The organism is Stenotrophomonas sp. YJH_SMC_4, from assembly GCF_059371575.1.
The window spans coordinates 25,400-46,488 of the sequence record NZ_JCAFUR010000009.1; the positions used below are offsets into that span (position 1 = coordinate 25,400).

General features: G+C 67.4%; 19 protein-coding genes and 1 riboswitch. Of the genes, 12 read left to right on the top strand and 7 right to left on the bottom strand.

Going from position 1 to position 21,089, the window contains the following annotated elements:
• Window positions 1–27: 27 nt before the first annotated feature.
• Window positions 28–1,047 (top strand): ribonucleotide-diphosphate reductase subunit beta, encoded by a 1,020-nt coding sequence (locus AC5P9F_RS13985; RefSeq protein WP_005407669.1) that lies wholly within the window; start codon window positions 28–30, stop codon window positions 1,045–1,047.
• A gap of 363 nt (window positions 1,048–1,410) precedes the next feature.
• Entirely contained in the window at window positions 1,411–1,668 is a 258-nt protein-coding gene (locus tag AC5P9F_RS13990) for a hypothetical protein (protein WP_005411932.1), read from the top strand.
• A gap of 39 nt (window positions 1,669–1,707) precedes the next feature.
• Here the strand turns inward: AC5P9F_RS13990 and AC5P9F_RS13995 are convergent, their stop codons facing one another.
• Window positions 1,708–2,343 (bottom strand): LysE family translocator, encoded by a 636-nt coding sequence (locus tag AC5P9F_RS13995; RefSeq protein WP_005407671.1) that lies wholly within the window; start codon window positions 2,341–2,343, stop codon window positions 1,708–1,710.
• Window positions 2,344–2,495: 152 nt separating this feature from the next.
• On the opposite strand from AC5P9F_RS13995, the gene AC5P9F_RS14000 reads away from it, so the two are divergent.
• The 3 genes from AC5P9F_RS14000 to AC5P9F_RS14010 all read left to right on the top strand — a co-directional run bounded on the left by AC5P9F_RS14000 (window position 2,496) and on the right by AC5P9F_RS14010 (window position 4,990).
• A complete protein-coding gene (locus AC5P9F_RS14000; protein ID WP_005407672.1) occupies window positions 2,496–2,897 on the top strand; it encodes an acyl-CoA thioesterase in 402 nt (133 codons plus the stop codon).
• A gap of 55 nt (window positions 2,898–2,952) precedes the next feature.
• On the top strand, window positions 2,953–3,768 hold the full coding sequence (locus AC5P9F_RS14005; RefSeq protein ID WP_100438225.1) for an NAD-dependent protein deacetylase: 816 nt from the start codon (window positions 2,953–2,955) through the stop codon (window positions 3,766–3,768).
• 121 nt (window positions 3,769–3,889) lie between these two features.
• A complete protein-coding gene (locus tag AC5P9F_RS14010; protein ID WP_100438226.1) occupies window positions 3,890–4,990 on the top strand; it encodes an NADH:flavin oxidoreductase/NADH oxidase in 1,101 nt (366 codons plus the stop codon).
• Window positions 4,991–4,993: 3 nt separating this feature from the next.
• Here AC5P9F_RS14010 and AC5P9F_RS14015 read toward each other — a convergent pair whose 3' ends face one another.
• Entirely contained in the window at window positions 4,994–5,905 is a 912-nt protein-coding gene (locus AC5P9F_RS14015; protein ID WP_012478804.1) for a LysR family transcriptional regulator, read from the bottom strand.
• A 114-nt stretch (window positions 5,906–6,019) separates the two neighbouring features.
• Between AC5P9F_RS14015 and purU the strand changes: the two genes are divergently transcribed.
• Entirely contained in the window at window positions 6,020–6,871 is an 852-nt protein-coding gene (gene purU, locus AC5P9F_RS14020) for a formyltetrahydrofolate deformylase (RefSeq protein ID WP_005411937.1), read from the top strand.
• Between the two features lie 287 nt (window positions 6,872–7,158).
• Here the strand turns inward: purU and pncA are convergent, their stop codons facing one another.
• The 4 genes from pncA to AC5P9F_RS14040 form a co-directional block, all read right to left on the bottom strand.
• Window positions 7,159–7,785: a bifunctional nicotinamidase/pyrazinamidase gene (pncA, locus tag AC5P9F_RS14025; protein ID WP_060381061.1), complete on the bottom strand. Its 627-nt coding sequence runs from the start codon at window positions 7,783–7,785 to the stop codon at window positions 7,159–7,161.
• 55 nt (window positions 7,786–7,840) lie between these two features.
• Window positions 7,841–8,527, bottom strand: coding sequence for an epoxyqueuosine reductase QueH (locus AC5P9F_RS14030; RefSeq protein ID WP_005407678.1), 687 nt, complete (start codon window positions 8,525–8,527; stop codon window positions 7,841–7,843).
• A 160-nt stretch (window positions 8,528–8,687) separates the two neighbouring features.
• A riboswitch (cobalamin riboswitch) is annotated at window positions 8,688–8,917 on the bottom strand.
• Window positions 8,918–9,050: 133 nt separating this feature from the next.
• Window positions 9,051–10,460, bottom strand: coding sequence for a nicotinate phosphoribosyltransferase (locus AC5P9F_RS14035; RefSeq protein WP_308679652.1), 1,410 nt, complete (start codon window positions 10,458–10,460; stop codon window positions 9,051–9,053).
• 64 nt (window positions 10,461–10,524) lie between these two features.
• A complete protein-coding gene (locus AC5P9F_RS14040) occupies window positions 10,525–11,574 on the bottom strand; it encodes a bifunctional nicotinamide-nucleotide adenylyltransferase/Nudix hydroxylase (protein WP_005411941.1) in 1,050 nt (349 codons plus the stop codon).
• Window positions 11,575–11,767: 193 nt separating this feature from the next.
• On the opposite strand from AC5P9F_RS14040, the gene AC5P9F_RS14045 reads away from it, so the two are divergent.
• Window positions 11,768–13,660, top strand: coding sequence for a patatin-like phospholipase family protein (locus AC5P9F_RS14045; RefSeq protein WP_274850014.1), 1,893 nt, complete (start codon window positions 11,768–11,770; stop codon window positions 13,658–13,660).
• Between the two features lie 328 nt (window positions 13,661–13,988).
• Here AC5P9F_RS14045 and AC5P9F_RS14050 read toward each other — a convergent pair whose 3' ends face one another.
• Complete coding sequence (locus AC5P9F_RS14050) at window positions 13,989–15,356, bottom strand: helix-turn-helix domain-containing protein (RefSeq protein ID WP_012478808.1); 1,368 nt, start codon at window positions 15,354–15,356, stop codon at window positions 13,989–13,991.
• A gap of 115 nt (window positions 15,357–15,471) precedes the next feature.
• Between AC5P9F_RS14050 and AC5P9F_RS14055 the strand changes: the two genes are divergently transcribed.
• The 5 genes from AC5P9F_RS14055 to mmsB are packed head-to-tail and all read left to right on the top strand — an operon-like array spanning window position 15,472 to window position 21,011.
• Window positions 15,472–16,977, top strand: coding sequence for a CoA-acylating methylmalonate-semialdehyde dehydrogenase (locus AC5P9F_RS14055; protein WP_012478809.1), 1,506 nt, complete (start codon window positions 15,472–15,474; stop codon window positions 16,975–16,977).
• A 14-nt stretch (window positions 16,978–16,991) separates the two neighbouring features.
• Complete coding sequence (locus AC5P9F_RS14060) at window positions 16,992–18,158, top strand: acyl-CoA dehydrogenase family protein (RefSeq protein WP_033833499.1); 1,167 nt, start codon at window positions 16,992–16,994, stop codon at window positions 18,156–18,158.
• A complete protein-coding gene (locus AC5P9F_RS14065; RefSeq protein WP_100438228.1) occupies window positions 18,155–18,952 on the top strand; it encodes an enoyl-CoA hydratase in 798 nt (265 codons plus the stop codon). Before AC5P9F_RS14060 ends, AC5P9F_RS14065 begins: the two co-directional genes overlap by 4 nt.
• Window positions 18,949–20,124 (top strand): enoyl-CoA hydratase/isomerase family protein, encoded by a 1,176-nt coding sequence (locus AC5P9F_RS14070; RefSeq protein ID WP_100438229.1) that lies wholly within the window; start codon window positions 18,949–18,951, stop codon window positions 20,122–20,124. Before AC5P9F_RS14065 ends, AC5P9F_RS14070 begins: the two co-directional genes overlap by 4 nt.
• The gene (mmsB, locus tag AC5P9F_RS14075; RefSeq protein ID WP_099484571.1) at window positions 20,121–21,011 is read left to right on the top strand and encodes a 3-hydroxyisobutyrate dehydrogenase; all 891 of its coding nucleotides are present in this window, start codon (window positions 20,121–20,123) and stop codon (window positions 21,009–21,011) included. Before AC5P9F_RS14070 ends, mmsB begins: the two co-directional genes overlap by 4 nt.
• Window positions 21,012–21,089 lie beyond the last annotated feature (78 nt).

The window sequence follows — 21,089 nt, forward strand, 5'->3', positions numbered from 1 at the left end:
CTCACCCAGGAATTCAAGGAAACACCCATGGCCGACAAGCCCAAGCAGATGCTGCTCGATCCCGGTTTTGAACTGACCCTGCGCCCGATGCGCTACCCGCAGTTCTATGACATGTACCGGAACGCGATCAAGAACACCTGGACGGTGGAAGAGATCAACTTCCAGATCGACATCACCGACCTGCACAGCAAGATGTCGCCGGGCGAGCGCCACCTGATCCACCGCCTGGTCGCGTTTTTCGCCACCGGCGACTCGATCGTCTCCAACAACCTGGTGCTGAACCTGTACCAGCATCTCAATGCGCCGGAAGCGCGCATGTACCTGTCGCGCCAGCTGTATGAAGAAGCGCTGCACGTGCAGTTCTACCTGACCCTGCTCGACAACTACCTGCCGGATCCGGAAGAGCGCGCCAAGGCGTTCTCGGCGGTGGAGAACATCGACTCGATCAAGAAGAAGGCCGATTTCTGCTTCAAGTGGATCGACTCGATCCAGAGCCTGACCCGCATCGAGACCCGCGAACAGCGCCGCCAGTTCCTGCTCAACCAGATCTGCTTCGCCGCCTGCATCGAAGGCCTGTTCTTCTTCGCGGCCTTTGCCTACGTGTACTACTTCCGTTCGCGCGGCCTGCTGCCGGGCCTGGCCTCGGGCACCAACTGGGTGTTCCGCGACGAGAGCGCGCACATGGAGTTCGCGTTCGAGTCGGTGCGCGTGGTGCGTGAGGAAGAACCGGACCTGTTCGACGAAGAGATGAAGCAGCAGGTCTACGACATGCTGGCCGAAGCCATCGAATGCGAAGTGCAGTTCGCCGAGGACGTGCTGTCCGGCGGCGTGGCCGGCATCTCCACCCGCGACATGCGCCAGTACCTGCAGCACTGTGCCGACCAGCACTTCGCCAAGCTGGGCATGGAAAAGAAGTACAACGTGCGCAACCCGCTGCCGTTCATGGAACTGCAGGACGTGCAGGAGCTGACCAACTTCTTCGAACGCCGCGTCTCGGCCTACCAGGTCGGCGTGCAGGGCGAAGTCGCCTTCGACATGAACTTCTGATCGAACCGGCCCGGCCTGTCGCAACGAAGAACCCCGGCCAATGCCGGGGTTTTTCGTTGCGCATCAGAAGGATGAGCTATTCTCGCTGGACACCAGTGGCGGCAGTGCGTCGTACCCCTGCCGGGCCTGGAGGAAAAGGGAAAGCGACTGCAGGAATGACGCGTGGACAATCCCAGCGCCGGGTTTCCGTGCGCGTGGTCCTGCCATGGTGGCGCAACTGAATGGACCCCGGAGGTCGCAATGGAGACTGCAGTGCCTGGAACAGCAACCCGCAGGACCGTGTTTCGTGGGTGGATGGGGGGACTGTTCGCCGTCCTGGTCGCCTGTCCGCCCCTCGCCCATGGCACGAACTGCGATTCCAAGGTGACCAACGTTTCCATCGATGCCAGCGGCAAGGTGTTCGTGGCGACCACCGTCTCGCCCATCCACGCGGTCTGCAACATCGTCAGCAAAGGCGACTTCAGCATGCCGCCCGAGGTCTGCAAGGCAACCTACGCCATGCTGATGAGTGCGAAGGTCTCCGCCATACCCATCCGCCTGTACTACACCAGCGTGCCGCAATGTGGCGATATCAAGGCCTGGTCGGCACAACCGAGCTTCTACCACGCTGAACTGTTCTGACTACGGGGCCGGGCGTATCGCCTGGAGGGCACGCCGCGATCAGCGCCGCCCTTCCACCGCCATGCGCACCGCCAGTCCGGCCAGCACCGTGCCCATCAGCCAGCGCTGCACCATCTGCCAGGTGGGGCGTGCGGCCAGGAAGCCGGCGATGCTGCCGGCGGTCAGCGCGATCATGCCGTTCACGCTGACGCTGACCAGGATCTGGGTGGAGCCCAGCACGATCGACTGCATCAGCACGCTGCCTTCGCTGTCCGGGTGCAGGAACTGCGGCAGCAGCGACAGGTACATCACCGCCACTTTCGGGTTCAGCAGATTGGTCAGGAATCCCATCGTGAACAGCTTGCGCGGGCTGTCCTGCGGCAGTTCGCGCACCGCGAACGGCGAACGGCCACCGGGCTTGAGCGCCTGCCAGGCCAGGTACAGCAGGTACAGCGCGCCACCGATGCGCAGCGCGTCGTAGGCGAACGGTACGGTCATCAGCAGGGCGGTGATGCCCAATGCCGCGCACAGCATGTAGAACACGAAGCCCAGTGCCACCCCGCCCAGCGAGATCAGTCCCGCCATCGGCCCCTGGCAGATCGAGCGCGAGATGACGTAGATCATGTTCGGCCCGGGCGTGAGCACCATGGCCAGCGAAACCAGCGCAAAGGCCAGCAGGTCGGAAGTGGCGGGCATGGGAGGTCCTGGCAGTGGGCGTGGCGCAGTGTAACGCCTGCTGCAGGCGCGACCTGCGCAGGCACCGCTGCCGGGTGACCGTTGCACGTGCATTCCGATGGCCGTCACGCCGGTCGCTTAGAATCCGCAGCACCCCACACTGAAGCTCCCCCATGACCCCGATCCCCGAGACCGTGCCGCCCATCGAAGTGCGCATGGCCGAAATCGTCTTCCCCAACCATACCAACCACCTTGGCACCCTGTTCGGTGGCCAGGCACTGGCGTGGATGGACAAGGCCGCATTCCTGGCCGCCGCCCGCTACTCGCGCCGTACCGTGGTGACCGCGCGCAGCGACCAGGTCGACTTCAAACTGCCGATCCGCATCGGCCAGATGGTGGAAACCATCGGCCGCATCGTTGAAGTCGGCCGCAGCTCGATGAAGGTGGAGGTGGAACTGGTCGCCGAAGACCTGCACAGCGGCGAGCGCAAGCTGTGCACCCGCGGCCACTTCGTGATGATCGCGCTGGACGAGGAAGGCCACCCGATCGCGGTGCCGCCGCTGCCGGCGGCCTGACCCGGACAACCGACCGGCGCTTGCAGGGGCGCTGCGGCGCCCCCATCTGGCAGCCATGACCCCGCCACTGACCGACTTCATCGACCGCGCCCAGCGCCTGTTCGTGCTGACCGGCGCCGGCTGCAGCACCGCCTCGGGCATTCCCGATTACCGCGATAGCGACGGCCAGTGGAAACGCACGCCACCGGTGACCTACCAGGCCTTCATGAGCGAGACGGCTACCCGCCAGCGCTACTGGGCGCGCAGCCTGCTGGGCTGGCCGCGCTTCGGCCTGGCCCGGCCCAACGGTACCCACCAGGCCCTGGCCGCACTGGAAAGCCGTGGCAAGCTGCAGGTGCTGCTGACCCAGAACGTGGACGGTCTGCACCAGCGCGCCGGCAGCCGTAACGTGATCGACCTGCATGGCCGCCTGGACCTGGTGCGCTGCATGGGCTGCGAGCGCCGCAGTGGCCGCGAGGACTTCCAGCAGCGCCTGCTGGACGCCAACCCCGGCTGGGACGCGCTGGAGGCCGGCGTCGCGCCTGATGGCGACGCCGATCTGGAGACCGATTTCTCCAGCTTCGTGGTACCCGGGTGCCCGCACTGCGGCGGGGTGTTGAAGCCGGACGTGGTGTTTTTCGGCGAAAACGTGCCCCGCGAGCGGGTGGAGGCGGTGCACGAGCACCTGCAGCAGGCCGACGCCGTGCTGGTGGTGGGCTCGTCGCTGATGGTCTATTCCGGCTTCCGCTTCGTGCAGGCGGCGGCCAAAGCAGGACTGCCGGTGGCGGCGCTGAACCGTGGCCGCACCCGTGCAGACGACCTGCTGCAGTTCAAGGATGAACGCGATTGTGCTGAGGCGCTGGCGTCGGTTATCGAACCATCGGCTGGGTAGAGTCGACTGTCAGTCGACTCTACAGGCCACCCGCCGCCGCGAAACAGCGATCCATCCAGATGGTTGATCCCGGAGCCGTGCGGCGGTGCAATACGCATCCCCTACGTCGTCCATCACTGTCTTGAGCCAGCTGTTTTCGCCGATCTCGTTCGGCCCCCTGACCCTGTCCAACCGCATCGTCGTCGCGCCGATGTGCCAGTACTCCGCCGAAGACGGCCGCGCCAGCGACTGGCATGCCATGCACCTGGGCAACCTGGCGCAATCCGGCGCCGGCCTGCTGATCCTGGAAGCCACCGCAGTCGAGCCGCGTGGCCGCATCAGCTGGGCCGACCTGGGCCTTTGGGATGACGGCACCGAGGCCGCGTTGGCACAGGTACTGGCCAGCGTCCGCCGCTGGTCGCCGATGCCGCTGGGCATCCAGCTCGGCCATGCCGGTCGCAAGGCCTCGGTGAACCGCCCTTGGGACGGCGGTGGCCAGCTGCCGGCCGACGATGCGCGTGGCTGGGCCACCGTGGCGCCGTCGCCGCTGCCGTTCCACGCCGCCGATCCGGCACCGCAGGAACTGGACGAGGCCGGCATCGCCGAGGTCATCGCCGCCTTCGCCGCCAGTGCGGTGCGTGCCGAGCGCCTCGGCTTCGAGCTGATCGAGCTGCATGCCGCCCACGGCTACCTGCTGCACCAGTTCCTGTCGCCGCTGAGCAACCGTCGCACTGATGGCTACGGTGGCTCATTGCCGAACCGCCTGCGCCTGCTGGTGGAAGTGTTCGACGCCGTGCGTGCGGCGGTATCGGACAAGGTCGCCGTGGGCGTGCGCATCTCCGCCAGCGACTGGGTCGATGGCGGCTGGGATCTGGTGCAGAGCGAAGCGCTGGCCCAGGTGCTGGACGCGCGCGGCTGCAATTTCCTGCATGTCTCCAGCGGTGGCCTGGACGAACGCCAGAAGATCACCGTCGGTCCGGGCTACCAGGTGCCGTTCGCGGCAGCGATCAAGGCCAAGGTGCGCATGCCGGTCATCGCCGTGGGCATGATCACCGAGCCCGAGCAGGCCGAATCGATCCTGCGCCATCGCCACGCCGATGCCGTGGCCCTGGCGCGCGGCGTCCTCTACGACCCGCGCTGGCCGTGGCATGCCGCTGCCGCACTGCGCGACAGCGTGGAACCGGCGCCACAGTACCTGCGCTGCGAGCCGCGCGATGCGCGCGGCGTGTTCAAGACGCGCTGAGGCTCACACCCGCCAGGCCGGCGCGATGCCGGCCTGAAGGTGTTCGAACAGCGCGCGGATCTTGGCGGTGAAATCGCGGCGGTCGCTGACGCAGAAGTAGACCTCCATCGGTTCCGGGCGCCACGCGGTGTCGGCGCCGAACACCGCCTGCAGGCGGCCATCGCGCAGGTACGGCTCGGCCACGAATGCGGCCAGCCGGGTGATGCCGGCACCGGCCGCCGCCAGCGTCGCCAGCGCATCGATGTCATCGCAGACCATGCTCGGTGGCAGCGCGGCGTCCACGCGCTGGCCGTCCTTCAGCAGGCCCCAGCGCAATGGCCGGCCATCGGTGGGGAAGCGGTGCAGCAACCCGCGATGACCGCCCAGATCGGAAGGCTGTTGCGGGACGCCGTGCGCCTTCAGGTAGGCCGGCGAGGCACAGAACACGAACGGAACACGCGCCAGCTGCCGCGCGACCACCCCATCCTCCAGCTGCGCCCCGATGCGGATGCTGGCATCCACCGCTTCCGGCCCATGCTGCACGGCGCGGTCGGTCAGGCGCAGCTCCAGCTGCAGTTGTGGGTAGCGCTGCTGCAGTGAAGGCAACAAGGGGGCAAGCACGTGGCGACCGAAGGCGCTGCTGCTGGCGATGCGCAGCGGCCCGGCCGGTTCGATGTCACCGGCGGTGACCATCGCCTGCGCGCGCGCCAGGTCGGCTTCGATGTGGCGCACCTGCGCCAGGTACAGCGCGCCGGCCTCGCTGAGGGCCAGCTGCCGCGTACTCCGGTTCAGCAACCGTACGCCCAGATGGGCCTCCAGCCGGTTGATGTTCTGGCCGACCGCGGTGGCGCTGATGCCAAGGATGCGGGCCGCGGCGGCAATGCTGCCGGTCTCTGCGGTGCGGGTGAAGCTGCGGATCAGTTGCAACAGGTTCATGACCGACCAGCTTGCCACGGGAAGGTCCAAGTATCGCTTGGTACTGAACCAAGCAGGTCGGTTGCACCCGTGATCATCCGGCCGCTGGGCAGGGCGCTGCCCTACACTGTAGCGATGCGCCCCGATTCCATTCTTACCCTGTCCTGCCCCGACCGCACCGGCATCGTCTACCGCGTGTCCGGCCTGCTGTTCGACCACGGCTGCAACATCCTCGACGCCCAGCAGTTCGGCGATGAGGAGAGTGGCCGCTTCTTCCTGCGCGTGCACTTCGATCGCGATGCCGGCCTGCCGCTGGAGACCGTGCACGCGGCCATGGCCACGCTTGCCGAAGGCTTCGGCATGGACTGGCAGCTGCACGATGGCCGACGCCGCGCGCGGCTGCTGGTGCTGGTCAGCAAACAGGGGCATTGCCTCAACGACCTGCTGTTCCGCGCCCACAGCGGCCAGCTGAAGGTGGACATCGCAGCAGTGGCGTCCAACCACGCCGACTTTGCGCCGCTGGCGGCGTCCTACCAGGTGCCGTTCCACCACCTGCCGGTGACCGCCGATACACGCGCGGTGCAGGAGCAGCAGATCATCGACCTGGTCGAGCGCGAACGCATCGACCTGGTGGTGCTGGCGCGCTACATGCAGATCCTGTCACCCACGCTGTGCCGCGCGCTGGCCGGCCGTGCCATCAACATCCACCACAGCTTCCTGCCCAGCTTCAAGGGCGCGCAGCCGTACCACCAGGCACACGCGCGTGGGGTCAAGATCATCGGCGCCACCGCGCACTACGTCACCGAGGACCTGGACGAAGGCCCGATCATCGAACAGGACGTGGCCCGCGTGGACCATGCGATGGCACCGCGTGAACTGGTGCGGCTGGGCAGCGATACCGAATCGCTGGTGCTGGCACGCGCGGTTCGCCGCCATGTGGAGCACCGCATCCTGCTCAATGGGCATCGCACGGTGGTGTTCCGGTAATCGCCCATCCCGCGTCCGCCGGGCATGGCCCGGCGCTACCACGGGTGCTATCCGGTAGTGCCGGCCGCTGGCCGGTAACTGCAGAGGTCCCGAGGTTGCCGGCCAGCGGCCGGCACTACCGAATCCTGGTTTCATCCAATGAAAAGCCCCCGGTTCGGCCGTCCCGCGATCTGTAGGGGGGCGTAGTTGGGGGGCTGGATGAATCGATTGTGTTTTTGTGGGCAGGAGCGCGCAGGCGGCATAAGCGACGTGCGCGGTAGCGCCGGGCCATGCCCGGCGGTCACGCCTCAGACGATCGCGATTCCCGCCTTGCCCAGCGCCTCGCGCACCATCGCGTCATTGGCTTCGGTCACCGGCTTGGTCAGCTCCCACAGGAACTTCACCCGGAAGCCGGACTTCACCGCGTCCTGCGCGCTCCACAGCACGCAGTAGTCACGGGCCAGGCCGCATACGTGCACTTCGCGGATGCGGCGTTCATGCAGCCAGCCGGCCAGGCCGGTGGCCGGGCGCTCGCCATCGGGGCCGTGGTTCTCGCGGAAGGCGCTGTACGAATCCACCTGTTGGCGCGTGCCCTTGCGCAGGATCAGGTCGGCCACGGTCCAGTCCACGCCCGGGTGCAGGGCGGCACCGGCGCTGCCCTGCACGCAGTGGTCCGGCCACAGGGTCTGCGGCTGCGCGTGCAGCAGGATGGTCTCGAACGGGCGTTGGCCGGGGTGCTGGCTGGCGAACGAGGCATGGTCGGCCGGGTGCCAGTCCTGTGTTGCCACCACGGTGCGGTAGCGGCGCTGCACCAGCAGATCGGCAATGGGTGCCACCAGCGCATCGCCCTGGTCGCAGGCCAGGGCGCCACCGGGCATGAAGTCCGGCTGCAGGTCGATCACCAGCAGGGCGACATCGGCGGGCAGGGCGGTCATGGCAGTTCCGGTACAACAGAAGGGGCGACCAGCGTGGCCGCCCCATGCCTGCACGTCAATCGTCCTGCGGCGTCCCAGCGTCCTGCCCGTAGTAAAGCAGGCCGATCTTGATCCGCTCGCGGCCATTCTCGCGGCGATGGCGGTTGGCATCGCGCAGCGAGTACACGCAGCCGCAGTATTCCTGCTGGTAGAACTGCTCGCGCTTGCTGATCTCGATCATGCGGCTGGCACCGCCGCCCTTGCGCCAGTTGTAGTCCCAGTACTGCAGGCCTTCATAGCGCGAGGCGGCGCGGATGCCGCAGTCGTTGATCTGCGCCATGTTCTTCCAGCGCGAGATGCCCAGCGAAGAACTGATGGTGTCGTAGCCGTGCTCGTGCGCGTACAGCGCAGTGCGCTCGAAGCGCATGTCGAAGCACATCGTGCAGCGGATACCGCGTTCGGGCTCGTTTTCCATGCCGCGTGCACGGCTGAACCAGTTGTCGGTGTCGTAGTCGCAGTCGATGAAAGGAATGCCGTGCTGCTCGGCGAAGCGGATGTTCTCCTGCTTGCGCAGCTCGTACTCCTTCACCGGGTGGATGTTGGGGTTGTAGAAGAAGATCGCGTAGTCGATCCCGGAGGCGGTGATCGCCTCCATCACTTCGCCGGAACAGGGCGCGCAGCACGAATGCAGCAGCAGGCGCTTGCCGTCGGCGGGCAGGGTCAGGGTGGGGCGTTGGAGCTCGGTCATCGTCAGGTACCGCATGGACCGCCGGCAACGGCGGTGGCCCATGCTCAGCGCGTGGGTGAACGGGTCTGGCCGGATACCGTGAACAGGACGCGCGCGGCCACGCCGCCTGCACGCGCAGGACGACGACGGCCCCGGCAACCTCCCCGCGGAGATTCCAGGTCGAGTCAGGGGACGGTCGTGTCCCCCGGCCGGGGCCGGTATTCGGGCTGATGGACACGGGCCGCAGCCCACCTACTACCCGCCGCTTCCCAGGCGCGAGCCCAGTGCTGTTGGCGGGATTCGTTTCCATTCACCGCTGCGGGGCAGCTCCGGAATGGACGCGCGAGGCGCCTTCACCGGATTCCCGTTTAAATCCCTCCCCGCGCCGCAGCGATGGGAGGGATACCTTCGGCGTGTGCAAGGTGGACCTGTTGGTGGCGCCGGTCAAGAGCGCAGGGGTCAGAACCCGCTGCGCTGCAACGGGATCCGACCCCAGCGGAAGGAAGGGGTCGGATCCCGCTGCCACGCAGCGGGCTCTGACCCCGGTCGGGATGCGCCTTCAATGCCCCACGGCCGCCCGCGTGCGGATGTCGTCCAGCCGCTGGTCGTGCAGCAGGCGGCCGTTCTCCCACACGGTCACCATTGCGTCCTCGAAGCCGTCCGGCAGGGTGTCGTCGCCGTTGGCCGGCAGTGGCACCGTATGCAGGCTGCCATCGTCCAGGCGGCGCAGCAGGCGCATGCGGCCACGCTTGCTGGCCTTGCCGGCGTCGGTGACCGGATCCTTGTAGACGTCGATCCACTCACCCTCGACCCGTGCCGCCGAGCACTTCAGCGCGAACTTCTGCGTATCGCGGTCCAGCCGCTGCAGCAGTGCACCGCCCATGCCGAAGGCCACGTTGTCGGCAGCGTAGCCGTCGTCGGTGGTGCGCTGCAGGATCGCGCGGATGGTGTCCGGATTGATGCCATCGCCCTGGATCACCCGCACGTGGTTGAGCACGCGATAGCCCTTGCCGTTGAGGCTGTGGCCGAAGGCTTCATCCAGCTGGCGCAGGCTTTCGGCCACCACCTCCACCGGGTCACCCGAGTCGGGACGGATGACCAGGGTGGCGCCCGACGCGATCACGTCATCGCGCAGGGTGGTGCCCCAGTGTTCGCTGATCGCGCGGTAGATGTCATAGCTGTCCGACACCACCGCCACGATCGAACCGGGCTTGCCGAACTGGCGCAGCATGTTGCGATAGGCGTCCACCTCGCGTTCGCGGCCCCAACTGGTGATGGTGCTGTGCTCGGCGGCCGGAATCGAATAGCCGGCCATCGGCGCGTGGTAGTGCGCGCGTGCCAGGCACAGCGCCGACACGGTATCGGTGCCGAGGAAGTTGACCAGGTGCGCGGCACCGCCCAACGCGGCCGATTCCAGGCTCGATACACCGCGCGCGCCGAAGTCGTGCAGCTTGAACGGCAGCTGCCCCTGCGGGTCGTCGCTGGTCTGCTGCAGGAACGCGGCGATGGTCTGCCGTGCGTGCCAGCTGATGGTGGCCACGGTGACCGGATACCACACGCGCAGCAGCAGCGTTTCCAGATACGACGGCACCCAGAACGCAGCCGGATCGGTCGACTCGATGGTCATCAGTGCCTGGTGGGTGGGCACCACGCTGCCCTCGGGAACGGCGCGGATGCGCACCGGCAGGTGGCCGCCAAGCCGGTCGACGATATCGCGCCAGCCGGCCTCGTTGAACGGTTCGCCGTGCGCGGCGAATACCGCAGCAGCGTCGTCGATGTCGGCGTGGGTGACCGGTCGTGCCAGCGCGTCCTTGAGGATCGCCTGCAGGCCGAAGAACACCGTGCGATCGTGCAGGCCGCCACGTGATTCGACGTAGAAGAACGTGGCATCGGTACCCGGCGGATACTGCAGCCAATGGCTGGCCTTGTAGCTGTCGGTGTTGAGGAGAAGATTATCGAGGTAGTGCATGACGGAAGCTCCTTCGCGTCGAGTGACACCAGCGGTCTGTCCGCCAGTGGGAAGGCCGGGCCTGTCAGCCGCGGCCGAGGAAATACTCCAGGATGTGCAGGTGGTCTTCGAACAGCTGCGGGCCCATGTCCAGGGCTTCACTCACCGGTATCCAGCGCGCCTTGTCGGCGTCATCGCCGCCGCGCACCGGCGGCAGGTCACCGGCCGGAAACTCGAAGTGGAAGCCGTGGGTGATGGTGCGGCCGCGCTGGCTGCGGTCGGGGTGGTCGAAGACCTGCTGGCCCTTCAGCGAACCCTTCAGCACCGGCAGCGGAATCTTCAGCCGGGTTTCCTCGCGCAGTTCGCGCAGGCAGCTGTCGAGCAGGCTCTGTTCCTGGCCGACGAAGCCGCCGGGCAGTGCCCACAGCCCCTTGCCGGGTTCCGAGCGGCGACGCACCAGCAGCACGTGGCCTGAATGCACCACCACCGCATCGGTGGTGACGAAGGTGGGCGCGTAGGGCGCATCCTTCCACGCGGCCTTGTACTGTTCGATGAAGCGGTACTCGGCCACCAGCTGGCCATAGGCAGGCGCGCTTTTGCGGAACGCTTCGAGCATGTCGTACACCGGCGCCGGCACATTGCCACGCAGCATCAGCAGCGCGCCGTGGAAGTCGACGTCGCCGGCTTCGAACAGGTAGCGCCGCAGCTCGGTGGCCGACAGGGTGGCGGTGTGCTGCACGTCCACCAGCGGCCACTGCGGGAACTCGCGCAGGTAGTAGCTGGACGCGTCCTTGTCCATGCCGATCAGGCCTACCTTCGCATCGGCGGCGGCGCCGTCGTTGCGCAGGGCTTCAGCCACCTGGCGCTGCACGTTGGCGATCCACTGCGCTTCGTTGTACAGGTGGTCACGCAGCGGGCGGATCAGCAGGCGGTCGGTGTGGCCATCGAGGGCGGCCTGGATCATCACGGCACGTTCGGCCACGGTCCAGGGATTGCGCAGGCTGCGGGGGGTATCGGCAGAGCCGACCAGGAAGATCAGCTTGCGGGCCCGGCTCAGGGCCAGGCGGGCAACGGCGGCGTGGCCGTTGTGGAAGGGCTCGAATCGCCCGATGAAGACGAGATAGTCGAATTCCATGAGAATCCCTCATGTCGTTGTGGCAGCCGCGGGTCTGTCCCTTGGCTTGCTGCAGATGCTACGCCGATGGCGGGGCGGGTCAAGCCTGCAGCCGTGCTTTCTGCTGAACGGCGCATCGCGTGCGCGGACTGCGCCGTTGTTCTCAGGCCCTGAGAAGCCTCTGCGCCATACTGGCACCCACGCGGCGGACGGCATGCTCGGGGGCAAGACAGTGGCGGACAAGTACTGCGATCTGGTCATGAAAGGCGGCATCACCAGCGGCATCGTGTACCCCAATGCGGTACTGGCGCTGGCGCGCGAGTATCGCTTCAAGAGCATCGGCGGCACTTCGGCCGGCGCCATCGCCGCCGCCGTGGCGGCTGCGGCGGCCTGCGGTGATCGTCGTCAGCAGGCCGGCGAGCACCTGCCCGGCGATGCAGGCTATGGCGGGTTGTCGGCGGTGTCGGCGCAGCTGTCGCGGCGCGGCTTCATCTACAGCCTGTTCCAGCCCGCACGCGGGGCACGCGCGGCCTATCGCCTGCTGGTGGTGCTGACCGGCAATGCCAGCCTGCCGCACAAACTGCTGTGCCTGGCCGTTGCCGTGTTCGAGATCGCGCCGCTGGAAGTGCTGGTGTCGCTGGCGCTGCTGCTCGGCCTGGGCTGGTGGGGCGGTGGTTGGAGCGGGGTGGCGGCCACGCTGCTGCCGTCGCTGCTGTGCGCGTACGGTGCGGGTGTGGCCGGTGCCGCGCTTCGTGTGGCACGCGTGGCGCGACGCAATCTGCTGGGCCTGTGCAGCGGCCTCGGCCGCGATGCACGCACGCCGGCACTGACCGAGTGGCTGCACGAATGCCTGCAGCAGTTGTCCGGCAGGCCGCTGGATGCACCGCTCACCTTCGCCGACCTGCACGACGCGCCGCGCTATGCCGGCGAGCCGGACAGCCCGCATGCGATCAGCCTGCAGATGATCACCACCTGCGTGTCGCACAACGAGCCGCGCACGCTGCCGCTGGGCGGCGCGCAGTTCTGGTTCCTGCGCGAGGAATTCGAGCAGCTGTTCCCGGCCAGCGTGGTGCAGTGGCTGGTGACGCAGGCCGGCCCGCCGCTGGAGGTGGAAGGTCGGCAGTACTACCACCTGCCGCCGGGCCCGAAGCTGCCGGTGCTGGTGGCCACGCGCATGAGCCTGAGCTTCCCGCTGCTGATCAGCGCGGTGCCGCTGCATGAACCCTCACGCCGCGAACGACGCTGCGAGCCGACCGCGCCGGCGGCCGACCCCGAGCACAACGTGGCCGACAGCATGGAAGGGCTGACCAGCGCCGGGCAGGCTTGCGGCCCGGTGATCACCGCCTTCCGCATCTGCTGGTTCTCCGATGGTGGCATCAGTAGCAATTTCCCGATCCATCTGTTCGATGCCGCGTTGCCGCGCTGGCCTACCTTCGCCATCAATCTGGTCTACCCGCAGCACGCCGAAGAGGTGAACCACGGCAGCAGTGGCCGCCAGTCGCTGGAGCACGCGGTGTTCCTGCCCACCGAGAACCGGCACGGCTGGCAGCGCACCTACCAGTCGATCGCCACACCGCTGGCGGCCGCCGAGCTGGGCCGCTTCCTGTTCGCGGTGGTGGCGACCATGCAGAACTGGCGCGATCTGCTGCAGGCGCGCGCGCCGGGTTACCGCGACCGCATCGTGCACGTCAGCCTGCAGGGCGACGAGGGCGGCATGAACCTGGACATGCCGCAGGAGGTGCTGACCCGCATCGCCGACAAGGGCAGCCTCGCCGGTGCGCGCTTCTGTTCGTTCTCGTTCGAGAACCACTACTGGATCCGCTGGCGCAACCTGGCCTCGGCCTACCAGCGCTACACGCTGGAAGTGGCACGCACCGATGATCCGGCGCAGCAGGTACTGGCCTACCGCGCGGCGTACGCGATGGTTGCCCGCGGGGAACCGGCACCGCCGTCGTACAGGCTGGGCTCGGAAGACAAGCGGCTGGCCTCGCAGCAGTTGTGGGGGTTGATGGTCGAGCAGGGGCGTACCTGGGAAGACCTCGGCCCGGACCTTACCGACGGCGCACCGCGTCCGCTGCCGCAGATGAAGGTCACGCCGATCTACTGAGCCGGCAGTAGATCCACGCCATGCGTGGATGCATTTCGCGCAGGGCGAGAGCGTGCCGACCAACGGTCGGCACCCACCATCAGCAGCATCAGCATCACCATCAGCATCAGGTTCCAGCAGCAGGAGGAAACTGTCGAAGGCGGGGTGGTGTCGGATTGCGGGGTGTCCGCGGCATGGATGCCGGGGGTCACTTCAGGGACGGGTTCACGGCGTCCCCGCAATCCGACACCGCCCCGCCATCCCACGGAAAGCCCGCTGTTGCTTTTGAGGTTGCCGGCCAGCGGCCGGCACTACCGCAGGTGCAGGGCGCAGCCCTGCCGAACCAACCCTATCGCCCCGGCAACTGCGCGAACGCGCGCTGCATGCAGTCCTCGCGCGGGCACACCCGGCAACCCGGCCCGATCGACACCGAGTTCCCCGGGCTCTGTACATCCAGCCCCAGCGAATACACCAGGCGTTCGGCATGCTGCAGGTCGCAGCCCAACGCCACCGCGAACGTCTTGCGTGGCTGGCCATGGCCCACCGGCCCGCTGCTGACCTGCCGCGCCAGCCAGAAATGACGGCGGCCATCGGGCATGCGCGCGGTCTGGGTGAGGATGCGGCCGGGCTGGTTGAACGCCTCGTAGACGATCCACAGCGGGCACGACCCTCCCACCTGCGAGAAATGGAAATCGGTGGCCGAATGGCGTTTGGACACGTTGCCGGCACGGTCCACGCGGATGAAGAAGAACGGCAGCCCGGGCGCGCTGCGCCGCGCCAACGTGCTCAGCCGATGACAGACCGCTTCAAAGCCCACGCCGAACTGGTGCGCCAGCAGCTCGATGTCGTAACTGCTGGCCTCGGCCGCACGCAGGAAACGCATGTACGGCATCACCAACGCACCGGCGAAGTAATTCGACAAGCCAATCCGCGCCTGCGCGATGCGTGCCTCATCGGTAAAGCCAGCGCGCGCCACTACCGCATCGATCTGCGGCAGATAGCCGTGAAGGGCCAGCTCGGCCGCCATCTGGAACGCCTGCTGGCCGGGCTCCAGGTAATCGGGCAGCCACAGCCGCCGCGCACCGGCATCGTATTGCCGTTTCTCGCGCCCGGCCTGCAGTGCAGCCACTTCCACCAGCACGCCATGGCGGTCGGCCAGCAGCTGGCGCAGCCGCGGTGCCACATGCCCGGGCGACAGCCCCCATTCGGCGAACAGCTGCTCGGCCAGCTCGTCCAGTTCGGGGATGTGGTTGTGCATGCGATTGAAGAACTCGCGCACCTGGTCACCGGCGGGCAGGGTGCTGCCGGCGCCGGGCTCGCCCAGCTGGAACTCCAGCGCGGCGGCATGCTCGCGCAGCGCCAGGTGGCGGCGGTGCAGGTCCAGCAGCGCGCGGCTGACCTGCGGCAGGTTGCCGGCCAGGGCGCGCAGCTCGGTCGCGCTGACTTCGGCCAAGCCGAGGTCGCGCAGGGTCTCGCCCAGGGCTTCCTGCAGGGCAGCGGGCTCATCTTCGTCGAACAGTGAGGAAACATCGCCCAATACCTCGCCCAGCTTCTTCTGCACGGCCGGGGTGAGTGGGCGTTTGTTGCGCTCGATCTGGTTCAGGTAACTGGCCGACAGGCCCAAGGCGCGGGCCAGGTCCACCTGGCTGTAGCCGCGCTGCTCGCGCAGCCGTAGCAAGCGCAGGCCAAGCTGCCGCTGGGTGGCTGAATAATTCACAAAATTAACATGAATCGTCTGGCGTGTTGGCCAGATTAAGCGGATTCAGCCCGGAAATCGAGACGGGTGCTGTGAATAATGCCAAGCATCTTTCGCACCCCGTGGGATTGTCGTCATGACTGTTGCAGCGCCCCGTATCCGCATGCTGATCGATGGCCAGTTCGTTGAATCGGCCACCTCCCACTGGCAGGACGTGATCAATCCGGCCACCCAGGACGTGCTGGCCAAGGTGCCGTTCGCCACCACCGGCGAAGTGGACGCCGCCGTCGCCGCCGCCAAGGAAGCCTTCAAGACCTGGCGCAAGACCCCGATCGGTACCCGCGCGCGCATCTTCCTGAAGTACCAGCAGCTGATCCGCGAGAACATGAGCGAGCTGGCCCACATCCTCACCGCCGAACAGGGCAAGACCCTGCCGGACGCCGAAGGTGATGTGTTCCGTGGCCTGGAAGTGGTCGAGCACGCTGCCGCCATCGGCAACCTGCAGCTGGGCGAGCTGGCCAACAACGTGGCCAATGGCGTGGACACCTACACGATCATGCAGCCGCTGGGCGTGTGCGCTGGCATCACCCCGTTCAACTTCCCGGCGATGATCCCGCTGTGGATGTTCCCGATGGCGATTGCAACGGGCAACACCTTCATCCTCAAGCCGTCCGAGCAGGACCCGATGGTCACCATGCGCCTGGTCGAGCTTGCCCTGGAAGCCGGCATTCCGAAGGGCGTTCTGAACGTCGTCCACGGCGGCGAGGAAGTGGTCAACGCGATCTGCGACCACCCGGACATCAAGGCCGTGTCGTTCGTCGGTTCCACCCGCGTCGGCACCCACGTCTACAATCGTGCCTCGCTGGCCGGCAAGCGCGTGCAGTGCATGATGGGCGCCAAGAACCACGCCGTGGTGCTGCCGGACGCCAACAAGGAACAGACCCTCAACGCGATGGTCGGTGCCGCCTTTGGTGCTGCGGGCCAGCGCTGCATGGCCGCTTCCACCCTGGTGCTGGTCGGTGAGGCGCGCAACTGGGTGCAGGACCTGGTCGAAAAGGCCAAGACGTTGAAGGTCAGCGCCGGCACCGTGTCCGGTACCGACGTCGGCCCGGTCATTTCCTGCAGCGCCCGCGAGCGCGTGGAAGGCCTGATCGCCTCGGGCGTGGAGCAGGGCGCCAAGCTGGTGCTGGATGGCCGCAAGCCGCAGGTCGATGGTTTCGAGAAGGGCAACTTCGTCGGCCCGACCATCTTTGCCGGTGTCACCACCGACATGCGCATCTACCAGGAAGAAATCTTCGGGCCGGTGCTGGTCATCCTCGAAGCAGAAACGCTGGAAGACGCCATCGCGATGGTCAACAGCAACCCGAACGGCAACGGCACCGCACTGTTCACCCAGTCCGGCGCGGCCGCGCGCAAGTTCCAGGAAGACATCGACGTCGGCCAGGTCGGCATCAACGTGCCGATCCCGGTGCCGGTGCCGCTGTTCTCGTTCACCGGTTCGCGCGCCTCCAAGCTGGGTGACCTGGGCCCGTACGGCAAGCAGGTGGTGCTGTTCTATACCCAGACCAAGACGGTCACCGCGCGCTGGTTCGATGACGAGACGCTGAGCCACGGCGTCAACACCACGATCAGCCTGAAGTAACGGCAGGAGCAGCCATGAGCCACTCGATGACGACGGAACTGGAAGAAGCACAGCAGGCGTACCGCGAGGCGGCGCGCGACTTCGCACAGGCCGAACTGGCGCCGCACGCCGCGCGATGGGATGCGGAGGGCATCTTTCCGCGCGAGGCGATCGCCAAGGCCGGTGAACTGGGCTTCTGCGGCCTGTACATGGACCCGGAAGTGGGCGGCAGCGGCCTGAGCCGACTGGACGCCGCCGTCGTCATCGAGGAGCTCGCCAACGTCGATCCGTCGACCGCGGCGTACATCAGCATCCACAACATGGCCTCGTGGATGGTGTCCAAGTGGGGCCAGCCGGCCCTGCGCGATGCGTGGGGCGCCGATCTGTCCTCGGGCAGCAAGCTGGCCTCGTACTGCCTGACCGAACCGGGTGCGGGTTCCGATGCGGCGTCGCTGAAGACCACCGCCGTGCGCGATGGCGACTTCTATGTGCTGAATGGCTCCAAGGCCTTCATTTCCGGCGCCGGTGCCACCGAGCTGCTGGTGGTGATGGCGCGCACCGGTGGCCCCGGTGCCGGCGGTGTCAGCGCCATTGCGGTGCCGTCGGACCTGCCGGGCATCAGCTTCGGCCGCAAGGAAGAGAAGATGGGCTGGAACAGCCAGCCCACCCGTGGCATCACCTTCGAAAACGTCCGCGTGCCGGTCAGCCACCTTCTGGGAGAGGAAGGCGGCGGCTTCAAGCTGGCGATGAAGGGTCTGGACGGCGGCCGCATCAACATCGCCGCCTGCTCGCTGGGTGCCGCGCAGGGTGCGCTGGATGCCGCACGCCGCTACATGGGCGAGCGCCGCCAGTTCGGCAAGGCGCTGGCCGAGTTCCAGGCGCTGCAGTTCAAGCTGGCCGACATGGTCACCCAGCTGGTCGCCGCCCGGCAGATGGTGCACACCGCCGCGCGCAAGCTCGATGCCGGTGCCAGCGACGCCAACGTGTGGTGCGCGATGGCCAAGCGCTTCGCCACCGATGCCGGTTTCAACGTCTGCAACGAAGCGCTGCAGATCCACGGCGGCTACGGCTACATCCGCGAATACCCGATCGAGCGCCTGCTGCGTGACTGCCGCGTGCACCAGATCCTGGAAGGCACCAACGAGATCATGCGGGTGATCGTTGCCCGTCACCTGCTCAACACCGAAGAGGAACTGCGATGAAGGATTGGCGTACCCAGGAGCACGTGGGCCTGAAGGTGGAGGTGGATGGCCACACCGCCGTGGTCACCCTGAACAACCCGCCGGCGCACACCTGGACCGTGCACAGCCTGTCGGCGCTGCGCGACGTGGTGGGTGCGCTCAACGCAGACCGCGACATCTACGCGCTGGTGATCACCGGTGACGGCGAGAAGTTCTTCTCCGCCGGTGCCGACCTCAACCAGTTCGCCTCCGGCGACAAGGCCGCTGCACGCGAGGCCGCGCGCCGCTTCGGTGAAGCCTTCGAAGCGCTGTCCGGTTTCCGCGGCGTGTCGATCGCCGCGATCAACGGCTACGCCATGGGCGGTGGCCTGGAATGCGCACTGGCCTGCGACCTGCGCATCATCGAAGACCACGCCCAGGTGGCGCTGCCGGAGGCCACCGTCGGCCTGTTGCCGTGTGCCGGTGGCACCCAGAACCTGCCGCGCCTGGTCGGGGAGGGCTGGGCCAAGCGCATGATCCTGCTGGGCGAGCGCATCAATGCCGAGACCGCACTGCGCATTGGCCTGGCCGAAGAAAAGGTCGGCAAGGGCGAAGCCAAGGCACTGGCCCTGGAATGGGCGAAGAAGGCCGGCAAGCAGAGCCCGACCAGCATCGCCGCCTGCAAGACCCTGGTGCAGTCCACCCGCACCGGCACCCACGCCTCGGCGCTGGTGGCCGAGCGTGAAGCCTTCGTCGACCTGTTCGACACCGCCGACCAGGTCGAGGGCGTGACCGCCTTCCTGGAAAAGCGCACCGCGCAGTGGAAGAACGCATGAGCATCGACACCGCTGCCGACGACGCACCGGTGCTGTTCGAGGAGCGCGTGGCCGGCAACGGCACGCGCATCGGCATCGCCACGCTCAACGCGCCGCGCACGCTCAATGGTTTCTCGCTGCCGATGGCGCACCTGCTGCTGAAGCAGCTGAAGGCCTGGGCCGATGACGACGGCATCGCCATGGTGGTGCTGCAGGGTGCCGGTGAGAAGGCGTTCTGCGCCGGCGGCGACCTGCACAGCCTGTACAAGAGCATGGTCGCCTTCCGCGAGGCCGGCTGCAGCGACATCCGCGAGAACGACTACGCCGCCGAGTTCTTCGACGTCGAATACCGCGTCGATCATCTCATCCACACCTACGCCAAGCCGATCCTGTGCTGGGGCCATGGCATCGTGATGGGCGGCGGCATCGGCCTGATGTCCGGCGCCAGCCACCGCGTGGTCAGCGAGCGCTCCAAGCTGGCATTCCCGGAAATCACCGTCGGCCTGTTCCCCGATGTCGGTGGCAGCTGGCTGCTGCCGCGCGTACCGGGCAAGGGCGGCCTGTTCCTGGCGCTGACCGGCGCGCTGCTCAACCCGGGCGACGCCATCTACGCCGGCCTGGCCGACGTGCACGTGGCCGAAGAACGCCGCAGCGCGGTGTTCGATGCGCTGCTGCAGGTGGCCTGGTCCAGTGATTCCGCACACAACCACGAACGCCTGACCCATCTGCTGCAGTCGCATGCCAGCGATGCCGCCACCGGCCCGCTGCTGGCCAATGCCGCGCAGGTCGAGGCGCTGTGCGAGGGCGATGACCTGCCCGCGATCATCGATCGCATCAGCACGCTGCAGACCGACGATGCCTGGCTGCAGGCGGCACAGAAGACCCTGGCCGCCGGTGCACCCGGTTCGGCACGGTTGGCGTACGAACTGCAGCGCCGCAGTGCCGGCCAGGACCTGGCCGCGATCTATCGCCTGGAGTACATCGTCGCCCTGCACTGCGCCGCCCACGGTGATTTCGCCGAAGGCATCCGCGCGTTGCTGGTCGACAAGGACCGCAATCCGCAGTGGAACCCGGCCACCCTGGCCGAGGCCACCGGCGCGTGGGCCGACACCTTCTTCGCTTCCCCCTGGGCCGATGCCGCGCATCCGCTGGCCGACCTGGGCACTCCCCTTGTTGAAAGGAGCCTTGCATGAGCCGCATTGCATTCATCGGGTTGGGCAACATGGGTGGCCCGATGGCCGCCAATCTGGTCAAGAACGGCCACAGCGTGCGCGTGTTCGATCTGGTCCCGGCCGCGGTGCAGGCCGCCGTTGACGCCGGTGCCAGTGCTGCGTCGTCGGCGCGCGACACCCTGACCGATGCCGAGGTGGTGATCTCGATGCTGCCGGCCAGCCGCCACGTCGAAGGCGTGTATCTGGGCGACGACGGCATTCTTGCCGCGATTCCGGCCGGCGCACTGGTCATCGACTGCAGCACGATCGCACCGGCCAGCGCCCGCAAGGTCTCGGAAGCGGCCGCCGCACGTGGCCTGCAGATGATCGACGCACCGGTGTCCGGCGGTACCGCCGGCGCCCAGGCCGGCACCCTGACCTTCATCGTCGGCGGCGAGGAAGACGCGCTGGAACGCGCACGCCCGGTGCTGCAGGCGATGGGCAAGAACACCTTCCACGTCGGCGCCAGCGGCGCTGGCCAGGTCGCCAAGCTGTGCAACAACATGGCGCTGGGCGTGATCATGGCGGTGACCGGTGAAGCCATCGCACTCGGCGTGGCGCACGGCTTGGACCCGAAGGTGCTGTCGCAGATGATGGCGGTCAGCACCGGCCGCAGCTGGGCCACCGAAGTGTGCAACCCCTGGCCGGGCGTGCTGGAAAACGCGCCGGCCTCGCGCGGTTACAGCGGTGGCTTCGGCAGCGATCTGATGCTGAAGGACATGGGCCTGGCAGTGGAAGCGGCGATGAGTGTCGGCGCCTCGATTCCGCTGGGCGAAGTAGCCCGCAACCTGTACTCGATGAACCACCAGGCCGGCCGCGGCAAGCTGGATTTCTCCAGCGTCGTGCAGCTCATCACGAGCGAGAAGTGACCTGGTAGTGCCGGCCGCTGGCCGGCAACCTCATGCCCCCCTGTGGGACAACGAAGGTGGGATGGGCGGATGTTCGGT

Excerpts from the sequence above, each read along its gene's own strand:
- AC5P9F_RS14070 (WP_100438229.1), top strand. The coding sequence starts at position 18,949 with ATGAGCATCGACACCGCTGCCGACGACGCACCGGTGCTGTTCGAGGAG.
- AC5P9F_RS14045 (WP_274850014.1), top strand. The coding sequence starts at position 11,768 with ATGCTCGGGGGCAAGACAGTGGCGGACAAGTACTGCGATCTGGTCATG.
- mmsB (WP_099484571.1), top strand. The coding sequence starts at position 20,121 with ATGAGCCGCATTGCATTCATCGGGTTGGGCAACATGGGTGGCCCGATG.
- AC5P9F_RS14000 (WP_005407672.1), top strand. The coding sequence starts at position 2,496 with ATGACCCCGATCCCCGAGACCGTGCCGCCCATCGAAGTGCGCATGGCC.
- AC5P9F_RS14015 (WP_012478804.1), bottom strand. The coding sequence starts at position 5,905 with ATGAACCTGTTGCAACTGATCCGCAGCTTCACCCGCACCGCAGAGACC.
- AC5P9F_RS14040 (WP_005411941.1), bottom strand. The coding sequence starts at position 11,574 with ATGGAATTCGACTATCTCGTCTTCATCGGGCGATTCGAGCCCTTCCAC.
- AC5P9F_RS13995 (WP_005407671.1), bottom strand. The coding sequence starts at position 2,343 with ATGCCCGCCACTTCCGACCTGCTGGCCTTTGCGCTGGTTTCGCTGGCC.
- AC5P9F_RS14065 (WP_100438228.1), top strand. The coding sequence starts at position 18,155 with ATGAAGGATTGGCGTACCCAGGAGCACGTGGGCCTGAAGGTGGAGGTG.
- AC5P9F_RS14060 (WP_033833499.1), top strand. The coding sequence starts at position 16,992 with ATGAGCCACTCGATGACGACGGAACTGGAAGAAGCACAGCAGGCGTAC.
- AC5P9F_RS13985 (WP_005407669.1), top strand. The coding sequence starts at position 28 with ATGGCCGACAAGCCCAAGCAGATGCTGCTCGATCCCGGTTTTGAACTG.
- pncA (WP_060381061.1), bottom strand. The coding sequence starts at position 7,785 with ATGACCGCCCTGCCCGCCGATGTCGCCCTGCTGGTGATCGACCTGCAG.
- AC5P9F_RS14005 (WP_100438225.1), top strand. The coding sequence starts at position 2,953 with ATGACCCCGCCACTGACCGACTTCATCGACCGCGCCCAGCGCCTGTTC.
- AC5P9F_RS14030 (WP_005407678.1), bottom strand. The coding sequence starts at position 8,527 with ATGCGGTACCTGACGATGACCGAGCTCCAACGCCCCACCCTGACCCTG.
- AC5P9F_RS14035 (WP_308679652.1), bottom strand. The coding sequence starts at position 10,460 with ATGCACTACCTCGATAATCTTCTCCTCAACACCGACAGCTACAAGGCC.
- purU (WP_005411937.1), top strand. The coding sequence starts at position 6,020 with ATGCGCCCCGATTCCATTCTTACCCTGTCCTGCCCCGACCGCACCGGC.
- AC5P9F_RS14055 (WP_012478809.1), top strand. The coding sequence starts at position 15,472 with ATGACTGTTGCAGCGCCCCGTATCCGCATGCTGATCGATGGCCAGTTC.